This window comes from Dyella jejuensis (assembly GCF_044904675.1).
GTDB classification, from domain to species: domain Bacteria; phylum Pseudomonadota; class Gammaproteobacteria; order Xanthomonadales; family Rhodanobacteraceae; genus Dyella_B; species Dyella_B jejuensis.
Window position 1 is genome coordinate 126,223 of sequence record NZ_JADIKJ010000001.1, and the last position, 22,488, is coordinate 148,710.

9 protein-coding genes are annotated in these 22,488 nt (G+C 63.0%); 8 read left to right on the forward strand and 1 reads right to left on the reverse strand.

Features of this window, described 5'->3' with window-relative positions; translation table 11 throughout:
* Positions 1–29: 29 nt before the first annotated feature.
* Complete coding sequence (locus ISP15_RS00495) at positions 30–1,709, forward strand: GMC oxidoreductase (protein WP_404543857.1); 1,680 nt, start codon at positions 30–32, stop codon at positions 1,707–1,709.
* A 179-nt stretch (positions 1,710–1,888) separates the two neighbouring features.
* A complete protein-coding gene (locus ISP15_RS00500) occupies positions 1,889–3,289 on the forward strand; it encodes a TIGR03013 family XrtA/PEP-CTERM system glycosyltransferase (protein ID WP_404543862.1) in 1,401 nt (466 codons plus the stop codon).
* A 57-nt stretch (positions 3,290–3,346) separates the two neighbouring features.
* Here ISP15_RS00500 and ISP15_RS00505 read toward each other — a convergent pair whose 3' ends face one another.
* On the reverse strand, positions 3,347–4,006 hold the full coding sequence (locus tag ISP15_RS00505; protein WP_404543866.1) for a J domain-containing protein: 660 nt from the start codon (positions 4,004–4,006) through the stop codon (positions 3,347–3,349).
* Positions 4,007–4,172: 166 nt separating this feature from the next.
* On the opposite strand from ISP15_RS00505, the gene ISP15_RS00510 reads away from it, so the two are divergent.
* The 6 genes from ISP15_RS00510 (at position 4,173) to ISP15_RS00535 (ending at position 22,479) form a co-directional block, all read left to right on the forward strand.
* Positions 4,173–4,955 (forward strand): hypothetical protein, encoded by a 783-nt coding sequence (locus ISP15_RS00510; protein ID WP_404543869.1) that lies wholly within the window; start codon positions 4,173–4,175, stop codon positions 4,953–4,955.
* Between the two features lie 230 nt (positions 4,956–5,185).
* Positions 5,186–6,103 (forward strand): cupin-like domain-containing protein, encoded by a 918-nt coding sequence (locus ISP15_RS00515; protein WP_404543871.1) that lies wholly within the window; start codon positions 5,186–5,188, stop codon positions 6,101–6,103.
* 63 nt (positions 6,104–6,166) lie between these two features.
* On the forward strand, positions 6,167–13,492 hold the full coding sequence (locus tag ISP15_RS00520; protein WP_404543873.1) for a hybrid non-ribosomal peptide synthetase/type I polyketide synthase: 7,326 nt from the start codon (positions 6,167–6,169) through the stop codon (positions 13,490–13,492).
* 10 nt (positions 13,493–13,502) lie between these two features.
* Entirely contained in the window at positions 13,503–19,934 is a 6,432-nt protein-coding gene (locus ISP15_RS00525; protein ID WP_404543874.1) for an amino acid adenylation domain-containing protein, read from the forward strand.
* 179 nt (positions 19,935–20,113) lie between these two features.
* Positions 20,114–21,214, forward strand: a complete 1,101-nt coding sequence (locus ISP15_RS00530; RefSeq protein WP_404543876.1) for a polysaccharide deacetylase family protein — start codon at positions 20,114–20,116, stop codon at positions 21,212–21,214.
* A complete protein-coding gene (locus ISP15_RS00535) occupies positions 21,214–22,479 on the forward strand; it encodes an O-antigen ligase family protein (protein ID WP_404543878.1) in 1,266 nt (421 codons plus the stop codon). Before ISP15_RS00530 ends, ISP15_RS00535 begins: the two co-directional genes overlap by 1 nt.
* Positions 22,480–22,488: the final 9 nt, after the last annotated feature.

Below are 22,488 nucleotides of genomic sequence, written 5' to 3' on the forward strand. Positions count from 1 at the left end.
CGCAAACGTGAGCGTCTTGGGGGCGAGAATTGATCATCGACTATCTGGATAGCCCAGCCTCGGCCGACATCGACACGGACCTGTGCGTCATCGGTGCCGGTGCTGCCGGCATTGCGATCGCACGATGCTTCATCGGCACATCGACCACCGTCTGCCTGGTCGAAGGCGGCGGCGCTACCGGCGAGGAGCAAAGCCAGGCCCTGTACGAAGGCACCTCAATCGGCACCCCGCCCCTCGATGCCGGCACGTCGCGCATGCGCGTGTTTGGCGGCAGTTGCAACCTGTGGGGCGGCGGCTGCATGCCGCTTGGCAAACACGACTTGGTTGAACGCCCTTGGGTGCCGCACAGCGGCTGGCCCATCGCCTACGACGAACTGAGGCCCTATTACGAACGCGCGCGCGAATATTGCCGGATCGATGCGCACCCCTTCACCGACAACTCCTTCCTGATCCCGCTTGCACGCGCGCCCATTCCCTTCGACGCCGAAAAATTGATCAATCAAGTTTTTGCGCGCAGCCCGATCCTGTTCGGTAACGCCTATCGGTCCGAGCTGGAAAAGGCCCCTAATATCACCGTCGTATTGCATGCCAACTTGCTCGAACTGCACGCCTCGGCCAGTGGCGCCTCTGTTCGCCAGGCACGTATCGGCACCATCGACGGGCGCAGGAGCGCGGTCCGGGCACGACACTACGTGCTTGCCTGCGGCGGCATCGAAAATGCACGAATGCTGCTGCTCTCCAACTCCATTCGCCCGCGCGGGCTGGGTAATGAATACGACCTGGTCGGCCGCTATTTCATGGACCATCCTTGCGGCAGCATGGGCACTGTCATCACCGATACACCGGAACGGCTTACGCGCCCCTATGATCGAACCCAGGGAAAAGGCCTCGCGCCGGCGTTTCCTGAAATCGGCTTGTCGCCCGCATTCCAGCAGGCGCACCGCATCTTGAATGGACGTGTGCACCCATTTTCCGTCGAGGGGCCCGTTCCAAAAGGCATTCGCGCCCTGCGCGATTTTCGCGCCGCCTTGCGGCCGACCGCACAAGACGAAAATGCGATATTGGAAGCGCGCCTGTGCGCCGCACTGAAAAACGCTCCCTCCAATGATGACGACACGCGCACACGTAGCGCCAACATAGCGATGGCGGCGCTACGGATCGGGCTTGGCTCCGCCGACATCGTCAGAGCGCTTATGCAGAAGCGTGGCGGCAAGCCCACCGTGCGCGGCAATCGTGTCGAGCTGATCGGGTATTTCGAGCAAGCTCCCAATCCCGACAGCCGTATCACACTCGCCGACGAACGCGACCCGCTGGGCTTGCCGAAGGTCTGCGTCGACTGGCGCCTTACCGCGCTCGATCGCCATACCTACCGCACCGCAGCTGCGCTGTTCGGCGCCGAGCTTGCCCGCGCGGCCGGTGGCAGCTACCGGCCTGCTGCATGGCTCAATGACGGTGACGACGCAACTGCCCAGGTCCATACCACCGCACATCACCTGGGCACCACGCGCATGTCCGATGATCCGCGGCAAGGTGTCGTCGACCGCCAGTGCCGCGTGCATGGCATCGAGAATCTGCACATCGCCGGGAGCTCGGTATTTCCAACCGGCGGCTGGGCCTTCCCGACCTTTACGATCGTCGCCCTCAGCCTGCGTTTAGCCGATCAACTGCGCATGCAGTTGCGCCATGCCACCCTTTCCGAAGCGATATGAAACAGGGTCGGTGCAGGTGCCATCCGGAGCAATGGCGCACACCTGTATCAGGCATGCAACACCTTGTAAACACACGTTCCCGGCCGCGTAGAAACGCTTAAAAAGAGCATCGACACCACCAAAAAAAGGGCGTAACTTCGGCCTTCGCTTATACGGATATAGCGTTGAAGGGGAAACTTATGCTTCGCTTTCTGCGACGCCAAACGGTGCGATGGTTGCTGCTATTCGGCATAACCGAATTGCTGCTGCTTGCAGCCTCGCTGCAATTGGCGATGTATCTGCGCTACTTTCGCAACCCCTATGAACTGATCGAATTTTCGCATTATTTGTCGTTGCGATCTTTCATCTTTGCATCGGTCATCATGCTTGGCATGGCTGCGCTGGGGGAATATCGCACCCATCTGCGCACCAGCTGGTTGGGCGCGGTGGCGCGGCAAGCCGTGGCTTTCGTCATCGGCGGCCTGTTGCTGGTCATCGGCTATTACATCGTGCCGCAAGCCTATGTCGGTCGCGGCGTGCTAGGCATGGCGCTGGTCATCGGCTTCCTCGCGGTCATGACGTTTCGCCTGCTTTTTATGCGGCTGGTGGAGATCGAGTCGCTCAAGCCGCGCGTATTGATTCTCGGCACCGGCCAGCGAGCCGCGCAGATCCATAACCGCATGCGCCGGCGTTCGGATCGCCGCGGCTTTACGATCGTCGGTTATGTGCCCTGCCCCGGCGAAGAAATCTGCGTTCCTGCCGAGAACCTTCTTGCATTGGATATTCCGCTATCCAGCCTGGCCAAGCGCGAACAGATCAACGAGATCGTGGTGGGCGTGGACGATCGCCGCGGCCGGCTGCCGATGGATGGCTTGCTGCAATGCCGGCAGGCAGGCGTGATGATTACCGATCTCACCACTTTCTTCGAACGTGAATCCGGTCGCGTGCAGTTGTCATGGCTGGAGCCGTCGTGGCTGGTTTTCTCCAACGGCTTCAACGCCACGCCGTTGCATCGGCTGACCAAACGCTGTTTCGACGTGGTGGCAGCCACAGTACTGCTGCTGCTGTGCTGGCCACTGATGGCAATGGTAGCCCTGGCCATCCGGCTGGAATCGGGCCCCCGACAACCCATCTTGTATCGGCAGGAGCGCGTCGGCGAAGACGGCAAGACGTTTTGGCTGCTGAAATTCCGCAGCATGCGCACCGACGCCGAACGCGACGGCGTGGCGCGCTGGGCCAGCAAGCACGACGACCGGGTGACGCGGGTCGGTCGCGTTTGCCGTAAGCTGCGGCTGGACGAATTACCGCAGCTATGGAACGTGCTCAAGAGTGAGATGAGCATCGTCGGACCGCGTCCCGAACGACCGCAGTTCGTTGCCGATCTGGCCACCAAGATTCCTTTCTACAGCTTGCGCCACTGCTTGAAACCAGGCCTCGCCGGCTGGGCGCAATTGAGCTACCCCTACGGTGCGTCGGAAGACGACGCGGCCGAAAAGCTCAAATACGACCTGTTTTACGTGAAGAATCACAACTTGCTGCTGGACATGGTGATCCTGATCGAAACCGTGGAAGTCGTCTTGTTCAATCGCGGCGCACGTTGAGGCCTGCGCGCATGCCGGCATCCGGAAATCCAGCACGGGTCGAACGGAATCGGTTCTTCAGTCGCGCGCGGCAGATGGCCGTGTTCGAGCCGTTTTCAACGAATGCAGCGGCGAGCTGTACCAATCGACCACCGAATCGTGGTCGAAACGTACCCATGATGGCCCGTACTCCCATACATCATCGCGAATCATGACAGGGTCGCCTTCGATGGCACGCACATTTTCCTCCGACATGCCCAATGTCAACGCCGGCGCCGCCGAGGTTTCGCCAAGGCTGGCATCATTGTCGCCGGCAACGCTATCGGAGGCGTCGTTCGACGGCGGCGGTACCGCGGACACGCCCCAAAACAGAATGCCGATCGCGACCAGTGCAATCGGGACCAGCCATTTCACATGCGGGCGGCGTGGCGCATTCGATGGTGCCGAAGGGGACGGATGCCGCGACCGGCTGGCCCTGTCCGGCAAGGCGCCTCGCACGACCGGCGTCGCCCCGGGCAGACGGCCATGAAGTCGCTGGAATTCCATCGCCGCTTCATAGTGGGCATTGAGCTGTTGCAGTCGCTGCGCAGCGCGCGAGTCGACATAGTCCTGAGGTTTACGGTCCGGATGCAATGCCGATACGCGGCGGCGGTAGGCCTGCTTGAACTCCTGCAGGTCGCAATCGGGACTCAGCCTGAGTTGCCGGTATAGGTGCAGAAAATCGATCTCGTTAGCCACGCCGCTCCCCTACTGCATGGTGCCCCCGTACACGCTTGGCGACCCGGGCCAACATGCGGGGGACCGGACTAGCCTCGCGCAGGTTTGACGCAACTGCAAGCATAATTCCGCTTGACTTAATGTGATGCAGTTCTCAAAATCTGATACCTGTGGTAGGAGGGGTCCCATGCAGGACTGTCGCCAGTACGTTGCTGCCTGTTGCCGCGGGACCACTGTTGCCGCGCTTCTGGTCGCAGGCCCCATCGCCGCGCTGGCCCAGGCAACGCCTGCCGGGATAGCCAACGGCGCTATCCCGTCGCCTTCGCTCGGTGCCCATACCCTGCTGACCCAGTCCGAAGGACTCGGGGCCAGTCCGGCTGTCACCGCGCCGCTCACCACCCAGCCCCACGGCAGCTCGTTGATCGTTTTCAACGGCGGTTACTCCAGCAACGCGGCGGGTCCTCGCGACCGCTACGGCAACCGGTGGAAGCAACTGGGCAACGACGTGCCATTCGGCAATGGCTATGGCGATCGCTTCAACGTGAAGGCCTATGTGGCGCTCGATGCCAAGGGGGGGCCGGGCCACACCGTCAGCTTTGCCAAAGACGGCAACGCGACGGGCGAAATCTCCATCCCGTTCATTGAAATAAGACATGCGGGCGTCTTGCGGGATGTGAGCCAAAACTACGCACCCACCGGTCTTCAGCTGACCAGCGGCAATGTGACCACGACCGGCCCGGCCACCCTGATCGCGGTGTGGTGGGGCGACGGTGGCGTCAAGCGCATGACGGCCGTCCCCAATAACGGATTCGCCGTCATCGAAAGCTATCTGACGCTGCCCGACAACAGCGGCGTGCAATGTGCGGTGGCGTACAAACAGGTCGCTGCCGCAGGTACCTACAACGTCAGTTGGACGGGTGCTCCTGTTCAAGGCGCCATTTTGTGGCTGCTGGCTTTTCAGTCCAAATGAATATCGAGCTGGCTATGCGCCTTCGAATCGTGGTGCGCTGGCGAGCTGGTCAAAACATGGAAAGACACAAACGAGAAGTCCATTGGGGAATGGCGTAACAGCGCCAGGCATTGGTATCGAAGCTCGCTGCGCCATCAAGCGGCGTCATAGCGAACGGCATACGCGATGTGCGGGCGCAAGGAACACTCACGTTCTTCGCTAACTTTCGTAGGGCCGGGGAGGTTGAAATCATGAACACCGGTGCGGCGGCACTTATCGATTTCGATTGGGATACCTTCGATCCGTGGCGCATCCAGGCTGTGCGCCACCGGTTGTCCGATCACCCTCTGCTGCAACCCGATCAATTGGTGGCCCTGGGCAAGCGCTTCCAGGGCAGCACGCGATTGTTTACCTTCAACAACGAAGCCGGTGCCGACGCGAACTTCGATGACGTCGGCCGTCTATACCCCAACCGGAAATCCGCCGCCGACACGCTGCAAGGCATCACCGATGCGAAGGCGTGGATGCTGCTGCGTCACGTACAGGACGACCCCACCTACCGCAGCCTGGTCGACCTGGCGATGGACCCGATCCAGCCGCTGATCGAGCGCAAGGATCCGGGCATGCACTACCGCGCGGGATGGATTTTCGTAGCCTCGCCGCGCACCGTCACGCCGTTTCATATCGACCGCAATCACGGCATCTTGCTGCAGGTCCGCGGAACCAAGAAAGTTTACGTCTGGGATGCCGATGACACGCAGGTATGCGGCGAACGCGCACGCGACGTATTCCACGCCCGGCATGACCTGGAACTGGTGAAATGGAACGAAGAATTTCGCGAACGCGCCCACGTCTTCACCCTCGGTCCCGGCATGGGTGTCTACATGCCGATCACCAGCCCGCACATGGTTGAAACGACCGACGAGCCGTCGATCACCATCAGCCTGACTTACAGCACCGCAGCAACGCGACGGAACGCCATGCGACACGTCATGAACGATTTGCTTTACCGCAAAGGCATCAAACCGATCCCGGTGGGCAAACGTCCTTTGGTCGACACGCTGACGTATGCCACCGCGTCGGCCCTGGTTGCCGCCCATGGAGTCGGCAGCCGTCCACCTGCCTGCCCATCGCTGGCGCATCCAAGCGCCTATGCGGTGGCCGATTGATCGCGTTATCGCCTAACGCAACCTGGCGACAGCCATCACCTGCACGGAGATCGCGAAAGCCTCATGAACACACGTGCGGCCCACAACCAGGATGGCATGGCTGAAGGCATCCCGCTGTTCGACGTGTTGCCATCGCAAAAAACCGGCGCCTGCGCAGCCGGCTGGACGCGGCGTGAATACACATTCGATGAGTCGCTTGCCGCGGCATTGGACGAAACGGCGCTACGGCACACCGTCGGCGAGGCGGCGATCCTGTGCGCTGCATTGGCGCTGGCCGAATCTCGCTTCACCGGCGCGCAGACCTTAATCGCCACCCACATCGATGCGGAAGGATCCAGGCAGCTCTCCATCGACGTACCGCGTGCCGGCGCGCGCAACGCCTGGCTCCAGGCGTTCTGCGCCTCGCTCGGTACCGCGACAACCATCACCGTTCCTGCCGCATGGGCCGTAAGCAACGATCCGCATTTGCTCGATGTCCAGGCCCAATGCGATGACATGGCTGGCGCCATCAACAGTCGCTGGACCATGCATACCCTCCCTGCCCGGCTCGAGGCAGCATTCCGCACGCCGCTGAGTGGCGGGGCGATCGACCTGCTTGCCGCCGGTGCCATACGCGCGCTCACCTGGCTGTGCGCCGCCCCCGACGACGACCTGTCGTCGTTCGATATCTGCGATCCGGGCGAACGCCATCGCCTGCTATTCGAATGGAATGCCACGGCCGTATCGCGTCGCGCCACCGATACCGTGCATGGCCTGTTCGCAGAGGTAGCTCACCAGCATCCCGATGCGCCGGCGATCGAATCCATTGGCCCCACGCTTTCGTATGCCGAACTCGATGCTCGCGCCAGTCGCATCGCAGCGGGCCTGATGGCGGCCGGCGTCGAAGTCGGCGCGCCAGTCGCCTTATTGCTCGAGCGTTCCGTCGAAGCGCTGATTGCCATGCTTGGCATTCTCAAGGCTGGCGCGGCCTACCTGCCGCTCGAACCAGGCTACCCGGCAGAACGCCTCGCCTTTGCGATCAACGACGCGCATGCCGCACTGGTCATTGCCGGTGACAATCTGCCTGCGCTACCTGGCGTTCACGTCCCCATGCTGCGACTCGAGCAGTTGCAGCGCGCCGAGGCGCCGCCGTATCAACCGCCTTCCATCGACGGCAGCGCACTGGCTTATGTGATGTATACGTCCGGCTCGACCGGCACGCCTAAAGGCGTCGAGATCACCCATCGCTCGATTATCCGGCTGGTACGCGATGTGACCTATGTCGATCTCAGCGGCAAACCCCGCATGTTGCACGCCGCGCCGCTCGGTTTCGACGCATCGACACTGGAAATATGGGGAGCCTTGCTCAATGGCGGCACCTGCATTGTGCACGACGAGCGCATTCCCACCGGTTGCGGCCTGGAAGACACCATCGAACGCCATGGTGCACGCATCGCGTGGCTGACGGCGGCGCTTTTCAATGCCATCGTCGATGAGGATGCGCGCAAATTGCGCGGCCTGGAACAGTTGCTGATCGGCGGCGAAGCGTTGTCGGTCGCGCATGTGCGCAAGGCCTACGCCGCATTGCCGGATATCACCCTCATCAACGGCTACGGTCCGACCGAATGCACCACATTTGCCGCGACCTATCGCATACCACGCGATATCGATGCTGATGATCGCTCGATCCCGATCGGCGGCCCGATCGCTGATACGACACTGTATGTGCTGAACAGCCGTGGCGAACCGGTGCCGACAGGCGTGATCGGCGAGTTGCATATCGGCGGCGCCGGGCTGGCGCGGGGCTACCTGGCGCGCCCGGAATTGACCGCCGAACGGTTTGTCGGCCAGCCCTTTGGCGTTGATAAAAATGAGCGCCTGTATCGCACCGGCGATCTTGTGCGCTGGCTGCCGCAAGGGGCGATCGAGTTCATCGGCCGGGCCGATAGCCAGATCAAGATTCGCGGCTACCGGATCGAGATCGGCGAAATCGAATCGGCCCTGCAACGCCAGCCTGGTTTGCGCGCGTGCGCCGTGCTGTTACGCGAAGATCGCCCCGGGCACAAGCGGCTGGTGGCTTATTACGTTACCGATGATGCAACCATCACCGCGCGCGCGTTGCGCGATCAACTGGCGCGCACGCTGCCGGATTTCATGGTTCCGGCCATCTATATCGCGATGGATGCGCTACCCGTCACGGCCAACGGCAAGCTCGATCGCCGGGCCCTGCCCGCGCCGGACCACCGCCGTCCCGAACTCGCCGATGTCTATGTACCGGCGATCGGAAAGACGGAGCAACGGCTTTGCGAGCTATTTGCCGACCTGCTGGGCCTGGATCAAGTCGGCCGCAACGATCATTTCTTCGATCTTGGCGGAAACTCGCTGCTGGCCATTCGCACGGTGGCACGCATTCGCAGCGAGTTGCCGTCGGCCGTACTCACGATCGCGGCCTTCTTCGGTGCGCCAACGCCTGCCGCACTTGCCGCCCTGCTCGACCGTGGCGGCGAACGCGCCGCGCTGGCTTCACGTCTTCCGCGTCATCGCTCCCCTGATGCCGCCGAACCGGTCGCCATCATCGCGATGGCCGGGCGCTTCCCCGGCGCGAACGATGTCGAGGCGTTCTGGGACAATCTCTGCGCCGGCCGCGAATCGATCACTTTTTTCGACGCCAACCAGCTCGATCCCGGCATTCCGGCCGAGCAGCGCAACGATCCGGCCTACGTCGCGGCACGCGGTGTTATCGATGGCGTGGAAGAGTTCGACGCCGCGTTTTTCGGCATCTCGCCGCGCGAAGCGGAGCTGATGGACCCTCAGCAGCGGATCTTCCTCGAGCTTTGCTGGGAATGCCTGGAGCGCGGCGGCCATGTACCGGACAAGCACGACGTGCCGATAGGGGTCTTCGGCGGCATGCATAACGCGACCTATTTCCAGCGCCACCTCAGCAACCGGCCGGAGCTGGTCGATAAACTCGGCGCTTTCCAGGTCATGCTTGGCAACGAAAAGGATTATCTCGCCACGCGCGTAGCGCACAAACTCAACCTTACCGGTCCGGCGATCAGCCTCAATACCGCATGCTCGACGTCACTGGTCGCCATCTGCCAGGCCTTCGATGCCTTGCGCGCCGGACACTGCGACATGGCGCTTGCCGGCGGCTCGTCGGTCACGTGTCCGCCGCGTAGCGGCTACGTCTCGCAAGAAGGCTCGATGCTGTCGCCCGATGGGCATACGCGCAGTTTCGATATCGACGCGCAAGGCACGGTATTCAGCGATGGCGCCGCCGTTGTCTTGTTGAAGCGCCTTTCCGACGCATTGCATGACGGCAACCCGATCTACGCAGTCATGCGTGGCGGCGCGGTGAACAATGATGGAGGAATCAAAGCGAGTTTTACCGCGCCCAGCAGTTCCGGACAAGCGGCGGTGATCACGATGGCGCTGGCGAACGCCGGGGTGGAACCGGGCACGATTTCCTATGTGGAGACCCACGGCACCGCCACGCCGCTGGGCGATCCCATCGAGATCGAAGGGTTAATCCAGGCATTCGGCCGGAATACGAGCGAACACGGCAGCTGCGCGATCGGTTCGGTCAAGAGCAATGTGGGCCATTTGGTCATGGCAGCCGGGGTGGCCGGCGTGATCAAGACGGCGCTGGCCTTGACCGAACGGCGCTTGCCGCCATCGCTTCACTTCCGTGCCAATAATCCGAAACTCGATCTCGCCCACGCCCCGTTCTTCGTCAACGATACGTTGCGCGAATGGACCTCCGATGGCGGCCCGTTGCGCGCGGGCGTCAGTTCGTTCGGCGTCGGCGGCACCAACGCGCACATCATTCTCGAAGAGCCGCCGCAACGCGAAGCCTCCGATGCTGCCGGCGGCCCCCAGTTGCTGTTGCTTTCCGCGCGCAGCGATGCGGCGCTCGGCCACGCACTGACCCGTCTGGGCGACCATCTCGCAACCCAACCGGATGTCCAACTCGCCGATGTCGCCTGGACGCTATGCCAGGGCCGAAAAATCTTCGCGCAGCGCATCCACCTGGTTGCCGATAGCGTCGAAGAGGCTGCGAAACGACTGCGCGATCCGCCCCAGCCGCCGGCCTTGAAAACCGCGCTCAATCCGGCGCCAGGCATCGTATTCCTGTTCCCGGGCCAAGGCGCGCAATACGCTGGCATGGGCCGCCAGCTATATGAAACGGAACCGGCCTTTGGCGCAGCGCTCGACGAATGCGCACAGATTCTTCGCGATGAGCTTGGGTTCGATTTGCGCGAGCGTCTATTTGCCGACGATGCGAACGCATTGCGCGAGACCGGGCTGACCCAGCCGGCCATCTTTGCAATGGAATACGCACTCGCACGCCTGTGGCTGGACTATGGCGTGACACCGGTGGCCATGATCGGCCACAGCGTGGGCGAATTCGTCGCGGCCGTGATCGCCGGCGTGATGAACGTTGCCGAGGGCGCACGCCTGGTGGCCCGGCGTGGCCGCCTGATGCAGGCGCTTCCGGCCGGCTCGATGCTGTCGGTACGCCTGGATGCCGCGCAACTGGCGGCGCGCCTTCCGGCAAGCTTGTCGCTCGCAGCCGAAAACGCCCCGAATGCGTGCGTCGTGTCGGGCGAAACACCGCTTATCCAGGCATTTCAGGCAGAGTTGGAGCGAACCGGCGTTGCCTGCCGATTGCTGCACACCTCGCACGCCTTCCATTCGTCCATGATGGACCCCGCGCTAGAGTCGTTCCGGCGCGAATTCAAGCATATCGCGCTGTCGGCACCACAAACGCCGATTGCTTCGACGCTGACCGGCCTCATGCTGAGCGACCAGGAAGCGACGTCGGCGGAATACTGGACCCGGCACCTGCGCGGCACGGTACGCTTTTCCAGCGCCGTGCAAAACCTGCTCGCCGAACCGCGACACGCCTTCCTCGAAGCAGGGCCGCGCACCACTCTCAGCATGTTGGTACGGCAGCATCCGCAGAGCCGCGGCAGGCTTGTGCTGGCCTCGCTGGCCGATAGGCCATCCAGCGAACGGGCCGCGTGGCTCGATGCGTTCGGGCAATTATGGTCATACGGCGTCGATCTCGCGGTCGACCGCTTGGATCGCCGGCAGCGCAAGCGTCGGGTGCGCCTGCCGACCTATCCCTTCGAGCGCAAGCGCCACTGGATCGAGGCAGCGCCGGCGCCCGCCTCATCCTCGTCGGCAGTCGCATCCAACGTCATCACGCTGCCGTTGCGCAGCGAACTGGCTGCGACAGCCGCCATTCCACCCATTCTTGTCCCGGAGGCCGCCATGGCCGCTGCCTCGACCGCCACTTCCACGCGCGCCACGCGCCTGGTCGCCCAACTCTACGCACTGTTCGAAGACGTTGCCGGCACCGAGTTCGACGGCGTGGATCCGGCCACGCATTTCGTCGAACTCGGCCTCGATTCGCTATCGCTGACCCAGGTGGCCTTGCAGCTGCAAAAGACCTTCGCCTTGAAGATCACGTTCCGCGAACTGATGGAATCATGTTCCTCGTTCAACAGCCTCGCCCAGCATATCGACCGATGGCTGCCACCAGACGCCGCGGCCATCGCCACCACCGCCGATGCGGCCGCCACCACGGTAACGGCCGCCCCTGCCGCGCGAACAAGCCAGGTAACGGCGATGCCCCTGCCGGCGGGCGGTGGACTGATACAAGATGTGATCCAGCAGCAAATGCAGATCATGCAGCAGCAATTAACGTTGCTCGCTCATGCGCAGGTCCCGGCAACGACACCCGGCGCAACGGCATCCGCAGCCACCATCACTGCGACGCAAACACCCGCTGCGGCACCCGCGGTCATGCCTGCGGCCGATCCGCCGCCAGACGACGAAGCCGCGCTGGCGCATACGACCTACGACGTCAAAAAGGCGTTCGGCGCGATCGCGCGGATCCACTCCAGCTCAACCGAGCTGACCGGCCGCCAACGCGCGCGGCTGGAAGCATTCATGCGCCGCTACATCGCGCGCACGCGCCGATCGAAGGCATACACGCAGGAACATCGCGCGCACCTGGCCGATCCCCGTGTGGTCAACGGATTCCGCCCGCTGCTGAAAGAGATGATTTACCAAATCGTGGTCGATCGCTCCAAGGGCTCGAAAGTGTGGGACCTGGACGGCAACGAATACGTCGATGCGTTGAATGGCTTCGGCATGAATTTGTTCGGTTGGCAACCGGATTTTGTATTGGATGCGGTACGCAAACAACTGGATGCCGGTTACGAAATCGGCCCGCAACACCCCCTTGCCGGCGTGGTCGCCAAACAAATCTGCGAGCTCACCGGATTCGAGCGCGCCGCGTTATGCAATACCGGCTCGGAAGCGGTCATGGGGACCATTCGCGTGGCGCGCACCGTCACCGGCCGCGATACGCTGGTGATCTTCAGCGGTTCGTACCATGGCATCTTCGATGAAGTGATCGTGCGCGGCACCAAGAGATTGCGCTCGGTACCGGCTGCGCCGGGCATACTGCGCAATACCGCGGAAAACGTGCTCGTGCTCGACTACGGCACGCCCGAGTCGCTCGCGATCATCCGCGAGCGCGCCGCGACCATCGCGGCCGTGCTGGTCGAACCGGTGCAGAGCCGACGTCCCGATTTCCAGCCGCGCGAATTCTTGCAGGAACTGCGGGCGATCACCGCCGATGCCGGCGCGCTGCTGATCTTCGACGAAGTGGTCACCGGCTTTCGCGCCCATCCGCGCGGTGCACAGGCGGTGCTCGGCATCGACGCCGACCTGGCTTCCTACGGCAAGGTCGTCGGCGGCGGCTTTCCGATCGGCGTCATTGCGGGCAAGCGAAAATTCATGGACGCGCTCGACGGTGGCAGCTGGCAGTTCGGCGATGCATCGATTCCGACGGTCGGCGTCACCTATTTCGCCGGCACCTTCGTGCGCCATCCGCTGGCACTGGCTGCCGCGCACGCGGTGCTCGACCATCTCAAGACCTCGGGCGCTTCGTTGCAGGAACGGCTCAATGCCCGCACTTCATCCCTGGCCGACGAACTCAACACGTTCTGCGCAGGGGCAGGCGCCCCGATCAAGGTGACGCACTTTGCATCCGTATGGAAAACCAGCTTCCTTGAAGACCACCCGCTTCAGGATTTGCTGTTTGCGATGATGCGCAGCCGCGGCATCCATATCCTCGACAATTTTCCCTGCTTCTTCACCACGGCGCATGGCGAGGAAGACTTTGTCGCAATCGCCAAGGCGTTCAAGGAATCGGTGCTCGAATTGCAGGAAGACGAGTTCCTGCCCCGCCGTAAAAACACCGAACCTCGTTCGCTCGATGCGAACAGGCCGCCCGTTGCCGGTGCGCGCCTTGGCAAGGACGCGGAAGGCAAGCCGACCTGGTTCGTGCCGAACCCCGACGTGCCAGGCAAATTCATGATGGTAAGCGCGTGAGGATCAGTCCATGAATGCCAGTGATGTGAGCATGGCCGCCACGGCGGTCGACTACGATCCGTTTGCCGGGGCCGCGCTCGCTCGCGTCGCACCCGCGACAGAGTCGCAGCGCGAAATATGGCTGGCCGCGAAACTCGATCAGGAAGCATCGCTCGCCTATAACGAATCGGTGTCGATACGGCTCTGTGGCGAGCTTGACGTTGCCGCCTTGCAAACCGCCCTGCACGACCTGGTCGACCGGCATGAAGCACTGCGTGCCACCTTTAGCGTGGACGGCAATGACCTTTGCATCGCCACCCATGTGGATTTCGATTGCGCCACACGCGATCTGTCCATGCTCGACGAAACCAGGCGCGAAGAAGCCATTTCCAGGGCGCTCGCGCTGGCCGTTGGCACCCCGTTCGATCTGGAACACGGGCCGCTGGCGCGCGCCCAATTGCTGCGCCTTGGCGCACAGGAACACTTGCTGGTCTTTACTGCGCATCACATTATCTGCGATGGCTGGTCGTTCGGCGTGATCATGCGCGATCTTGCCTCGCTATACGCTCAACGGCTGGGCCAAGGCGATGGCCCGCCTCCTGCAGGCACGTTTACCGACTATGCCATCGCGGCAGCGGCGCGCGCCCAGGCCGATACCGGCCGCGCGGACGAGCGGTATTGGTCGAGCCGGTTCAGCGGCGCGTTGCCGTCGCTGGACCTTCCGACCGATGGCACACGCCAGCGTCGCCGGACTTTCACTTCGCAAAGGGAAGATCGCACGCTCGACGCAGCCCTGGTCATGGATATCAAGCGCATGGGAGCGCGACGCAGCGCGAGCTTCTACGCCACCTTGCTGGCCACCTTCAGCGCCCTGCTGTACCGCCTGACCGCACAGGAGGATGTCGTCGTCGGCATTCCCACCGCCGGACAAGCGGTCGACGGCGGCGATCGCCTGGTCGGCCATTGCGTGAACGTGTTGCCGCTGCGCGCCACGATCGATCCGCAAGCGCCCTTCACGACCCTGCTCGATCAGTTGCGCGTCGATCTGCTCGACGCATTTGACCATCGGCAATACACGCTAGGCAGCCTGCTCGCCCGCCTGGCCATGCCGCGCGATCCCGGCCGGCTTCCCCTGGCCAGCGTCCTGTTCAATCTTGACCAGGCGCTGGACGAGCGCACCGTCTCTTTTCCCGGCTTGCATTTCGAGTTTTCCGCGAATGCGCGTGCGTTCGAGAATTTCGAACTGTTCGTCAATGCGGTACAAGTGGGCGACTGCCTGCGATTGGAGTGTCAATACAACAGCGACCTGTTCCGTGGCGAAACGATCCGTCGCTGGCTCGACGCTTACGAAACCCTGCTTCGCAACGCGGCCGCCACGCCGACCATCGCGGTGCAGGCGCTAGGACTTCTGTCCGAGGCGGCGCAACGTGAAATCGCGTCGTTGCAACCGCAACGCACGCCTTATCCAGAGCAAAAACTCGCCCACCAATATGTAGAAGAGCAAGTCGACCGGGCGCCGAACCGCGCCGCCGTGCGCCACGGCGCACGGCAATGGAGCTATGCCGAACTGGAGGCCCGCGCCAACCGACTCGCGCATGTCTTGCGCGAGCGCGGTGTCGGTTGCGGCAGCTTGGTGGGCATCGCGCTGCCGCGGAACGCCGATATGGTGGCGGCCTTGTTGGCCGTGCTCAAGGCCGGCGCGGGCTATGTGCCGCTCGATCCCTGCTTTCCCGCCGAGCGGCTGGCTTTTATGGTCGACGATGCCGCATTGGCCGCGCTCATCGTTGATGACGCCACGCCATCGGCTTTCGAATTTCCGCCCTCGCGCGTGCTGTCGTTGAAACGCGACGCCGACGCCATCGAACAGGCTTCCCCCGCGCGGCTGCCAGGCGACGCGGCGGCGGCGGACCCCGATTCCGTGGCCTACCTGATCTTCACCTCCGGTTCGACTGGCCGGCCCAAGGGCGTGCGCGTCCCCCATCGAGCGACGTCGAACTTCCTGACCAGCATGCAACGCACTCCCGGTATCGCCAAGGACGACCGGCTGGTCGCCGTGACGACGCTATCGTTCGATATCGCCTTCATGGAATTGATGCTGCCGTTGAGCGTCGGCGCCGAAGTCATCATCGCCGACCGCGACGATGTCCGCGACGGCGCCGCCTTGCGCCGTTTAGTGGAGCAAAGCGATGCGACCATGATGCAGGCCACTCCCGCCGGCTGGCGCATCCTGATCCAAGCGGGCTGGCGCGGCCGCGAAGGTTTCCGCGCCGTATCCGGTGGCGAACCGTTGGCGATCGATCTCGCCGAGGCGCTGCTGCAACGCTGTGCTGAAGTCTGGAATGGATACGGGCCCACCGAAACCACCGTCTACTCGACGTATTGGCGGGTCAGCCATCCGCGCGCCGGGATTTTTATCGGACGTCCCATCGCCAATACCTGCATCCATATCCTGGACGAGCGTGGTGCACAGTGTCCGCTGGGCGTGCCTGGCGAAATCTACATCGGTGGCGCCGGCGTCACCCTGGGCTATCTGAATCGCCCGGAACTGGATGCCGAGCGCTTCCTGCCCGATCCATTCGCCGGACAGGAACATGCCCGGATGTATCGCACCGGCGATCGCGGCCGCTGGCTCGCCAACGGCCTGCTCGAACACCTGGGACGCCTGGATTTCCAGGTGAAGGTACGCGGTTACCGCATCGAACTGGGCGAAATCGAATCCGTGCTCGCCGACCTGCCCGGCATCGAACGCGCAGCAGCGATGGCACGGGAAGATCGGCCAGGCGATGTGCGGCTGGCCGCCTACGTAGTGTTGCGCGAGCACGCCGCTTTCGATGAAACGGCCCTGCGCGATCAACTCAAGCAGCGCCTGCCCGATTACATGCTGCCGCAGCACGTGATCCGGCTCGATGCGATTCCTTTGTTGCCGAACGGCAAGATCGACCGCAAGGCACTGCCCGCACCGCAAGTGCATTCGATCGCGTCGGAAACGTCGCGCATCGCACCGCGCAACGATGGCGAGCGCCGGGTGGCGGCAGCGATGGAAAGCATTCTGTCGCTACCTGAGCTGGACGTGCGCGATGATTTCTTCGCCCTCGGCGGTCACTCATTGCTGGCCGCGCAGCTCACCGCTCGCCTGAATCGCGAGTTCGGCGTCACTTTGTCATTCCGTACTTTGTTCGATGCGCCGACGATTGCCGAGCTTGCCGCGGCGATCGACACCCAGTTGGCGAGCGGCACCGCGCCTGCCACGCAGCCCATCGTGCCGCGTGCGGATCAAAGTCGTGCGCCGCTATCGCTCATGCAGAGCCGGCTGTGGTCGCTCGAAGAACTGCAGCCTGGCCGCGTTACCTATAACGCTCCCTCTGCGCATCGATTGCGCGGCCATCTTGACGAAACCGCATTCCAGCGCGCGCTGCAAGCCTTGCTGCAACGCCAACCGATCCTGCGCACGGCGTTCCGCCGCGATGGCGGCAGCGTCGAGCAGATCGTCGCGCCACACATCGAGGTAGACCTGTTTCCCGCCGAGGACCTTTGCGGACTTCCGGAAAACGAGCGGGAATCCGCACTGATGCAGCGTTTGCAGGCGCTCACCGATACGCCCTTTGATCTCACCCGGGCGCCGTTGTTCAGCGCTCGCATGTTTCGCCTGGGGGATGACGACCACGTTTTTTTCTTCATGCCCCATCACATCATCTGGGATGGCTGGTCGTTCGACATTCTGTATGCCGAGCTTTCGTCGCTGTATCGGGCGTTTATCGAGGGTGCGCCGTCGCCGCTGCCCCCGTTGCCGGTCAGCTACGGCGACTTCGCCGCCTGGCATGCGCAGTGGCTGGACGGGCCGCAATTCACGGCACAACTCGCCTTCTGGCGCGAGCGCCTGGCAAAGATGGCCGATATACGCGCGTTGCCCACCGATCAGCCACGGCGGCCCGGCATGTCGGGCATAGGTCGCACCGAATGGATTCGCCTCACCAAGGAAGCGACCGACGCAATGCATGAAGTGGCGCGGATGGCCGACGCCACGCTCAATATGACCCTGCTGGCGCTGTACTACGTATTGCTCAGCAGCATGGCCGGCGAAAGCGACCTGGTCGTCGGCACGCCGGTGCGCGCGCGCAACCAGACCGAAGTCGAATCGGTCATGGGTTATTTCAATAATTTGCTGCCACTGCATATCAGGGTCGACACTGCACTTTCGTTCATCGATTTCGTGCGTCACGTCAAATGCAACGCGATCGAAAGCTTCGGCCACCCCGATGTCCCGCTCGAATACCTGCAACGCGAGTTGCGCATTGGCGCCGGTAGCGGCGCAGTGCTCTATCAGGCGTTGTTCTCGTTCCAGGATGCGCGCCAACGCGCCGTCGACTGGGGCGGCCTGGCACACGAGCAGATCCTGCTGTTCCAGAGCGGCGCCACCGAAGATCTTGGCCTGTGGTTCCTCGAAAGCAACCAGGGAATGGTCGGCGGCGTCACTTATAACGCCGATATCCTGCAAGCCGAAACGGCCCGCCTGCTGCGCGATCGCTATCTCTCGATGATGGCGCGCGTCAGCGACGATCCAGGGCAGCTCATCACTTCACTCACAGCCATCAGTGCCGCCGAATTGGCACAGGAGCGCGACTGGAACGCGACCGCCACGGCGCTCCAGCTGCCGGGCAGCGTGCCTGCCATGTTCGAATTGCAGGTCGACCGGGCGCCGGACAAGGTGGCGCTGACATTCGGCAGTTGGGGAACGCGCTACATCGAGATCGAACAACGTGCCAACCGTATCGCTCATTGCCTGCGTCGACGCAACGCGGGCCAGGGCACGGTTATCGGACTCGGCGCGGAACCCGGGACGAATCGATTGGCCGGCATGCTCGGCATTCTCAAAACCGGCAGCACATGCGTGCTGCTCGATCCCGCCGATCCGGCTGCACGCCTGAAAGAGATCATCGCCGATGCGCGCATTACCCTGCTGACCGGCGACAGCGCGCTGGAAAGCCCGCTGCAGTGGTCACGCGCGCAAGCCTTGTGGTTCGACGCGGATACCGCCGAAATCGTTGCCGCGCCGGACGATCGCGAAACGTCGACGATCGAAGGCATCGGCGACAGCGTTGCGATCGCCGTCCATGTGCCCGGTCCCGACCGGCATATCAGCGGCACGGCGTTTACGCATCGCGCCATCGCCAATGCGCTGCAAGGGGTGCGGGATTCGCTCGGCATGTCGGCGGACGACCGCATCCTGGCAACGGCCTCGCCGGCGACGAGCAACGCCCTGATCGAAAATCTATTGCCGCTGGCGATCGGTGCGGAATTGATTCTCGCCAGCCAGCGTGAGTCGCGCGATGGCGAAGCGCTGGTCAAATTGGCGCAAAACCATCGAGCCACCGCAATGCTGGGAGCAGCCAGCGCATGGCAATTGATGTTTTCCGCGGGCTGGACGGGAAATACGGACATGAAGGCTGTCTGCGTCGGCAGCCTGCCCTCGCCTGAGCTGGCCGCAGGATTGGCCGCGTGCTGCGCTGGCATCTGGAGTCTATCGGGCTGCGCCGACGGCGCGCTGGCTGCCACCTGCGGCCGCATCGAGCGTCCGGCGGAAAGCCTGCACAGTGGCCGCCTGCTCGGCAATACATCGGTGTGGATTCTCGACGATCAGCGGCAGCCCTGCCCGATTGGCGCCATCGGCGACATCCACGTCGGCGGCGCATCGCTCAGCCGTCCCTTCGGCATGCGTGCCGAAGCGGCGCACGACACGCTGCCGATCGCTCCGGCGGCATGGCCGGATCTACCTTTGCGACGCACGCACTGCCGCGGCCGCTGGCTGGTGGACGGCCATATCCAGGAAACGGGCCGCACCGATCGCCGCACACGTGTTGACGGACGTGACGCCGACCTGGCGGCCATCGAAGCGGAACTGCTCGACCAGCCAGGGGTCATGCGCGCCGTGGCGGTGGCGCGATGGAACGCGGCCGGCAGTACCCGCATCCACGCCTACATCGTTGCCGCGCCCGGCCATAGGCTGGAATCCGATCGGCTGGTGGCCGCGCTTGCCGCAACGCTGCCTGCGCACGAGGTACCGCAGCGGCTGGTGTTGCTCGACGCATTGCCCTTGATGACGAACGGCCTGGTGGATCTCGCCGCGTTGCCGTTACCGGCCGAATCATCCGGCGAGGATGAACTCGACAGCAGCTGCCTGCCCAAAACCGCCAACGAGCAGTTGCTTGCGGCATTGTGGAAGGAACTGCTGGGCCTGCCGCGCGTTCGTACCAGCGACAATTTTTTCGATATCGGCGGCCATTCATTGATGGCCGTCGACATGGCCGCACGTGTCCAACGCCAGACTGGCGTGGCGCTGAACCTGCTGGACATCGCCAACGGTACGCTGGGCACGCTGGCGGCGGGGCTATCGGAGGACGTCGCCAGGGAACCGCAGCCTGCAAAGTTCGGCTCGCGCTTGCGTCACTGGTTCGGGCGGCGCTGACATGAACGCGGCGGTCCAGGGGAAGCCGACATGAGCACCTTTACTATCGCCAAAAGGTTGTCGCTGGGCGCGCGATCGGTCGTGCGCGCGCAGCTTTGCTGCACGGCCCGCGTCTATTTTCATCGCGGTGTCATCGGGCACGCGACCGTCCGTCACGCTCAGCGCCGGGAACGTCATCCATGTTGACTCAGGAAGAAGGCCACGGCCGGGCATCCGGCATCCGCGGGCGGGTGGCGGAACTTTGCTACAGCACCGGCGCACTTCACCCGTTGCAGCGAGTACGCTCATGGTGGCAAAAGGACCTGCGCATTCTGGCCTATCACCGGGTGATGCCCCTGCCTGACCCCGCCGCCTTCGATTTTGACCTGGAATTGATCAGCACCACGCCGGAACGATTCCGCGCACAGATGCTGCATCTGAAACGACACTTCCTGCCGTTGCGCCTGAGCGATGTCGCCGCTGCACTTGACGCGGGCGACGCATTACCGCCCGATGCCGTGGTGGTTACCTTCGACGATGGTTACGACGACAACTATCGCATCGCCTACCCGATCCTGCGCGAACTGGGCGTTCCCGCCACGTTCTTTGTCTCGACCGGCCACGTCGATAGCGGCAAGCCGTTCGGTTACGACTGGCTCGTGCATATGATCCTGCTCACCACCGCTTCGCGATTGGTGTTGCCCGAATTGGGCATGGACGTACCGATGCCAAGGGATCGCGACTTGCGGCGTTCGCTCGCCGGCGCCGTGTTGCAGAACATGAAAAATATCGATGCGATCGCGCAGGAAGCCATGATCAAGCGGCTGGAGCAGGCTTGGCAGATACCCAGCCATATACGGCCGGAAGATTGCCGCCCGATGAGCTGGTCGCAGCTGCGTGAAATGCATGACGCAGGCTTCGAAGTGGGTTCGCACGGCGTACACCATCGCATGCTGGCCAAGCTGCCACGCGAGCGGATGAGAGATGAGGTATGGCAATCCAAGGCAACGCTGGAACGCGAACTGGATGCGCCGGCCGCCTTGATGTCCTACCCGGTCGGTGGTGACCGCGCCTTCGATGTCGACGTGATGAACGCCACTCGTGAAGCCGGCTTTCAGCTGGCCGTCTGCTATATCTGCGGCACCAATCCGCAGCCGGCTTCAAACCGCTACGCGCTTTATCGTCTGCCGGTGGAACGCATGATGGGGCCGGGCTGGTTTGCCGCCATGCTGGCATTGCCGCGCCTGGTCAGCTATCCCACCGTCAACCGCGAACCCGCTCGCGAACAGGCGCACGCTTGATGTTTCCGCTGATCATGCTCTACGTGATCCTGACCCTCATCCGGCCGCAAGAATACGTGCCGGCCTTCACTGGCATCCCGGTTTTGCCGGCCGTCCTGATCCTGGCTTTTCTGTGCTGGATGATCTCGGGCGCCAAGACTTTCAAGGCACCGCAATTCGTGATTCTGCCGATCTTCCTGCTGATCCTGATGATCTCGGTGGTGGTCAATGGCTGGGCCGGCGGCGCGCTCGATCAACTGGAGAAATTCGGCCCGATCGTGATTGCTTTCTTTGTCTTCGCCGCCGCCTGCAATACGCAGCGGCGCGTGATATATGCGATGGCCGTGTTCGTGCTCTGTTCGGTGGTGCTGGTCGCGCACGGCATCGGCCAGGCCAGGAACGGGGTGGGCTGGACGGGCGTGCCGCTCTCCGAAGACGGGCGCATCCAATACGTGGGTATTTTTAACGACCCGAACGATCTAGGCCTGCTGTTCGCCACCACCATACCGATGGCGGTATTTCTCAGTACGTTACGCGGATCGTTACTGCGGCTGTTCTGGCTGGGCTGCGCGGCACTCCTGTTCTACGGAACCTATCTCACCAACTCACGCGGTGCGTTACTTGCCGTACTTGTCGTGGCCGGCGCGTATGTCTGGTATCGAAGCGGCTTCCTTACCGCCGGCACGCTGGGTGTCGTCGGGCTGGCGTGCATGAAGCTATTGTCGTCGCGCATGCAGCAACTGGATCCGGACGAGGAGTCGGCGTTTGGCCGCGTGGATGCATGGTACGAAGGCCTGCACATGTTTCTATCTCATCCGGTCTTCGGAGTCGGCGCCGGCAATTTCACCGAGTACAACGATCTCACCGCGCACAATTCATTCGTGCTGGTGCTGGCCGAGACAGGGTTTGTCGGCTACATACTATGGCTGGCTTTTGTCGGCTATAGCTTCTGGATGATGCTGGCCGTGCTGCGCCACAAGCCTGATGATGACAACGATCCCGAACGCGCAAAAGCATGGCAAGGCGAACGGCGCATGGCGCTGACCCTGCTGCTGTCGCTATGCGGCCTGTTTTCGGCGGCTTTTTTCCTCAGTCGCAGTTATATGGTGGTGATGTACCTGGTCGCCGCCATGGTGGTCGGATTCTACGTCAGCGCACGGCAACGATTTCCACAACTTCGCCTGTTTACGCTGGCAGACAGCGGCTGGCGCTGGTTTCCGGCAGCCATCGGAAGTATCGCCGGCTTTTTCGTTCTGATAGCCGTATTGCTGCACACATCCGCATGAATATCCGCC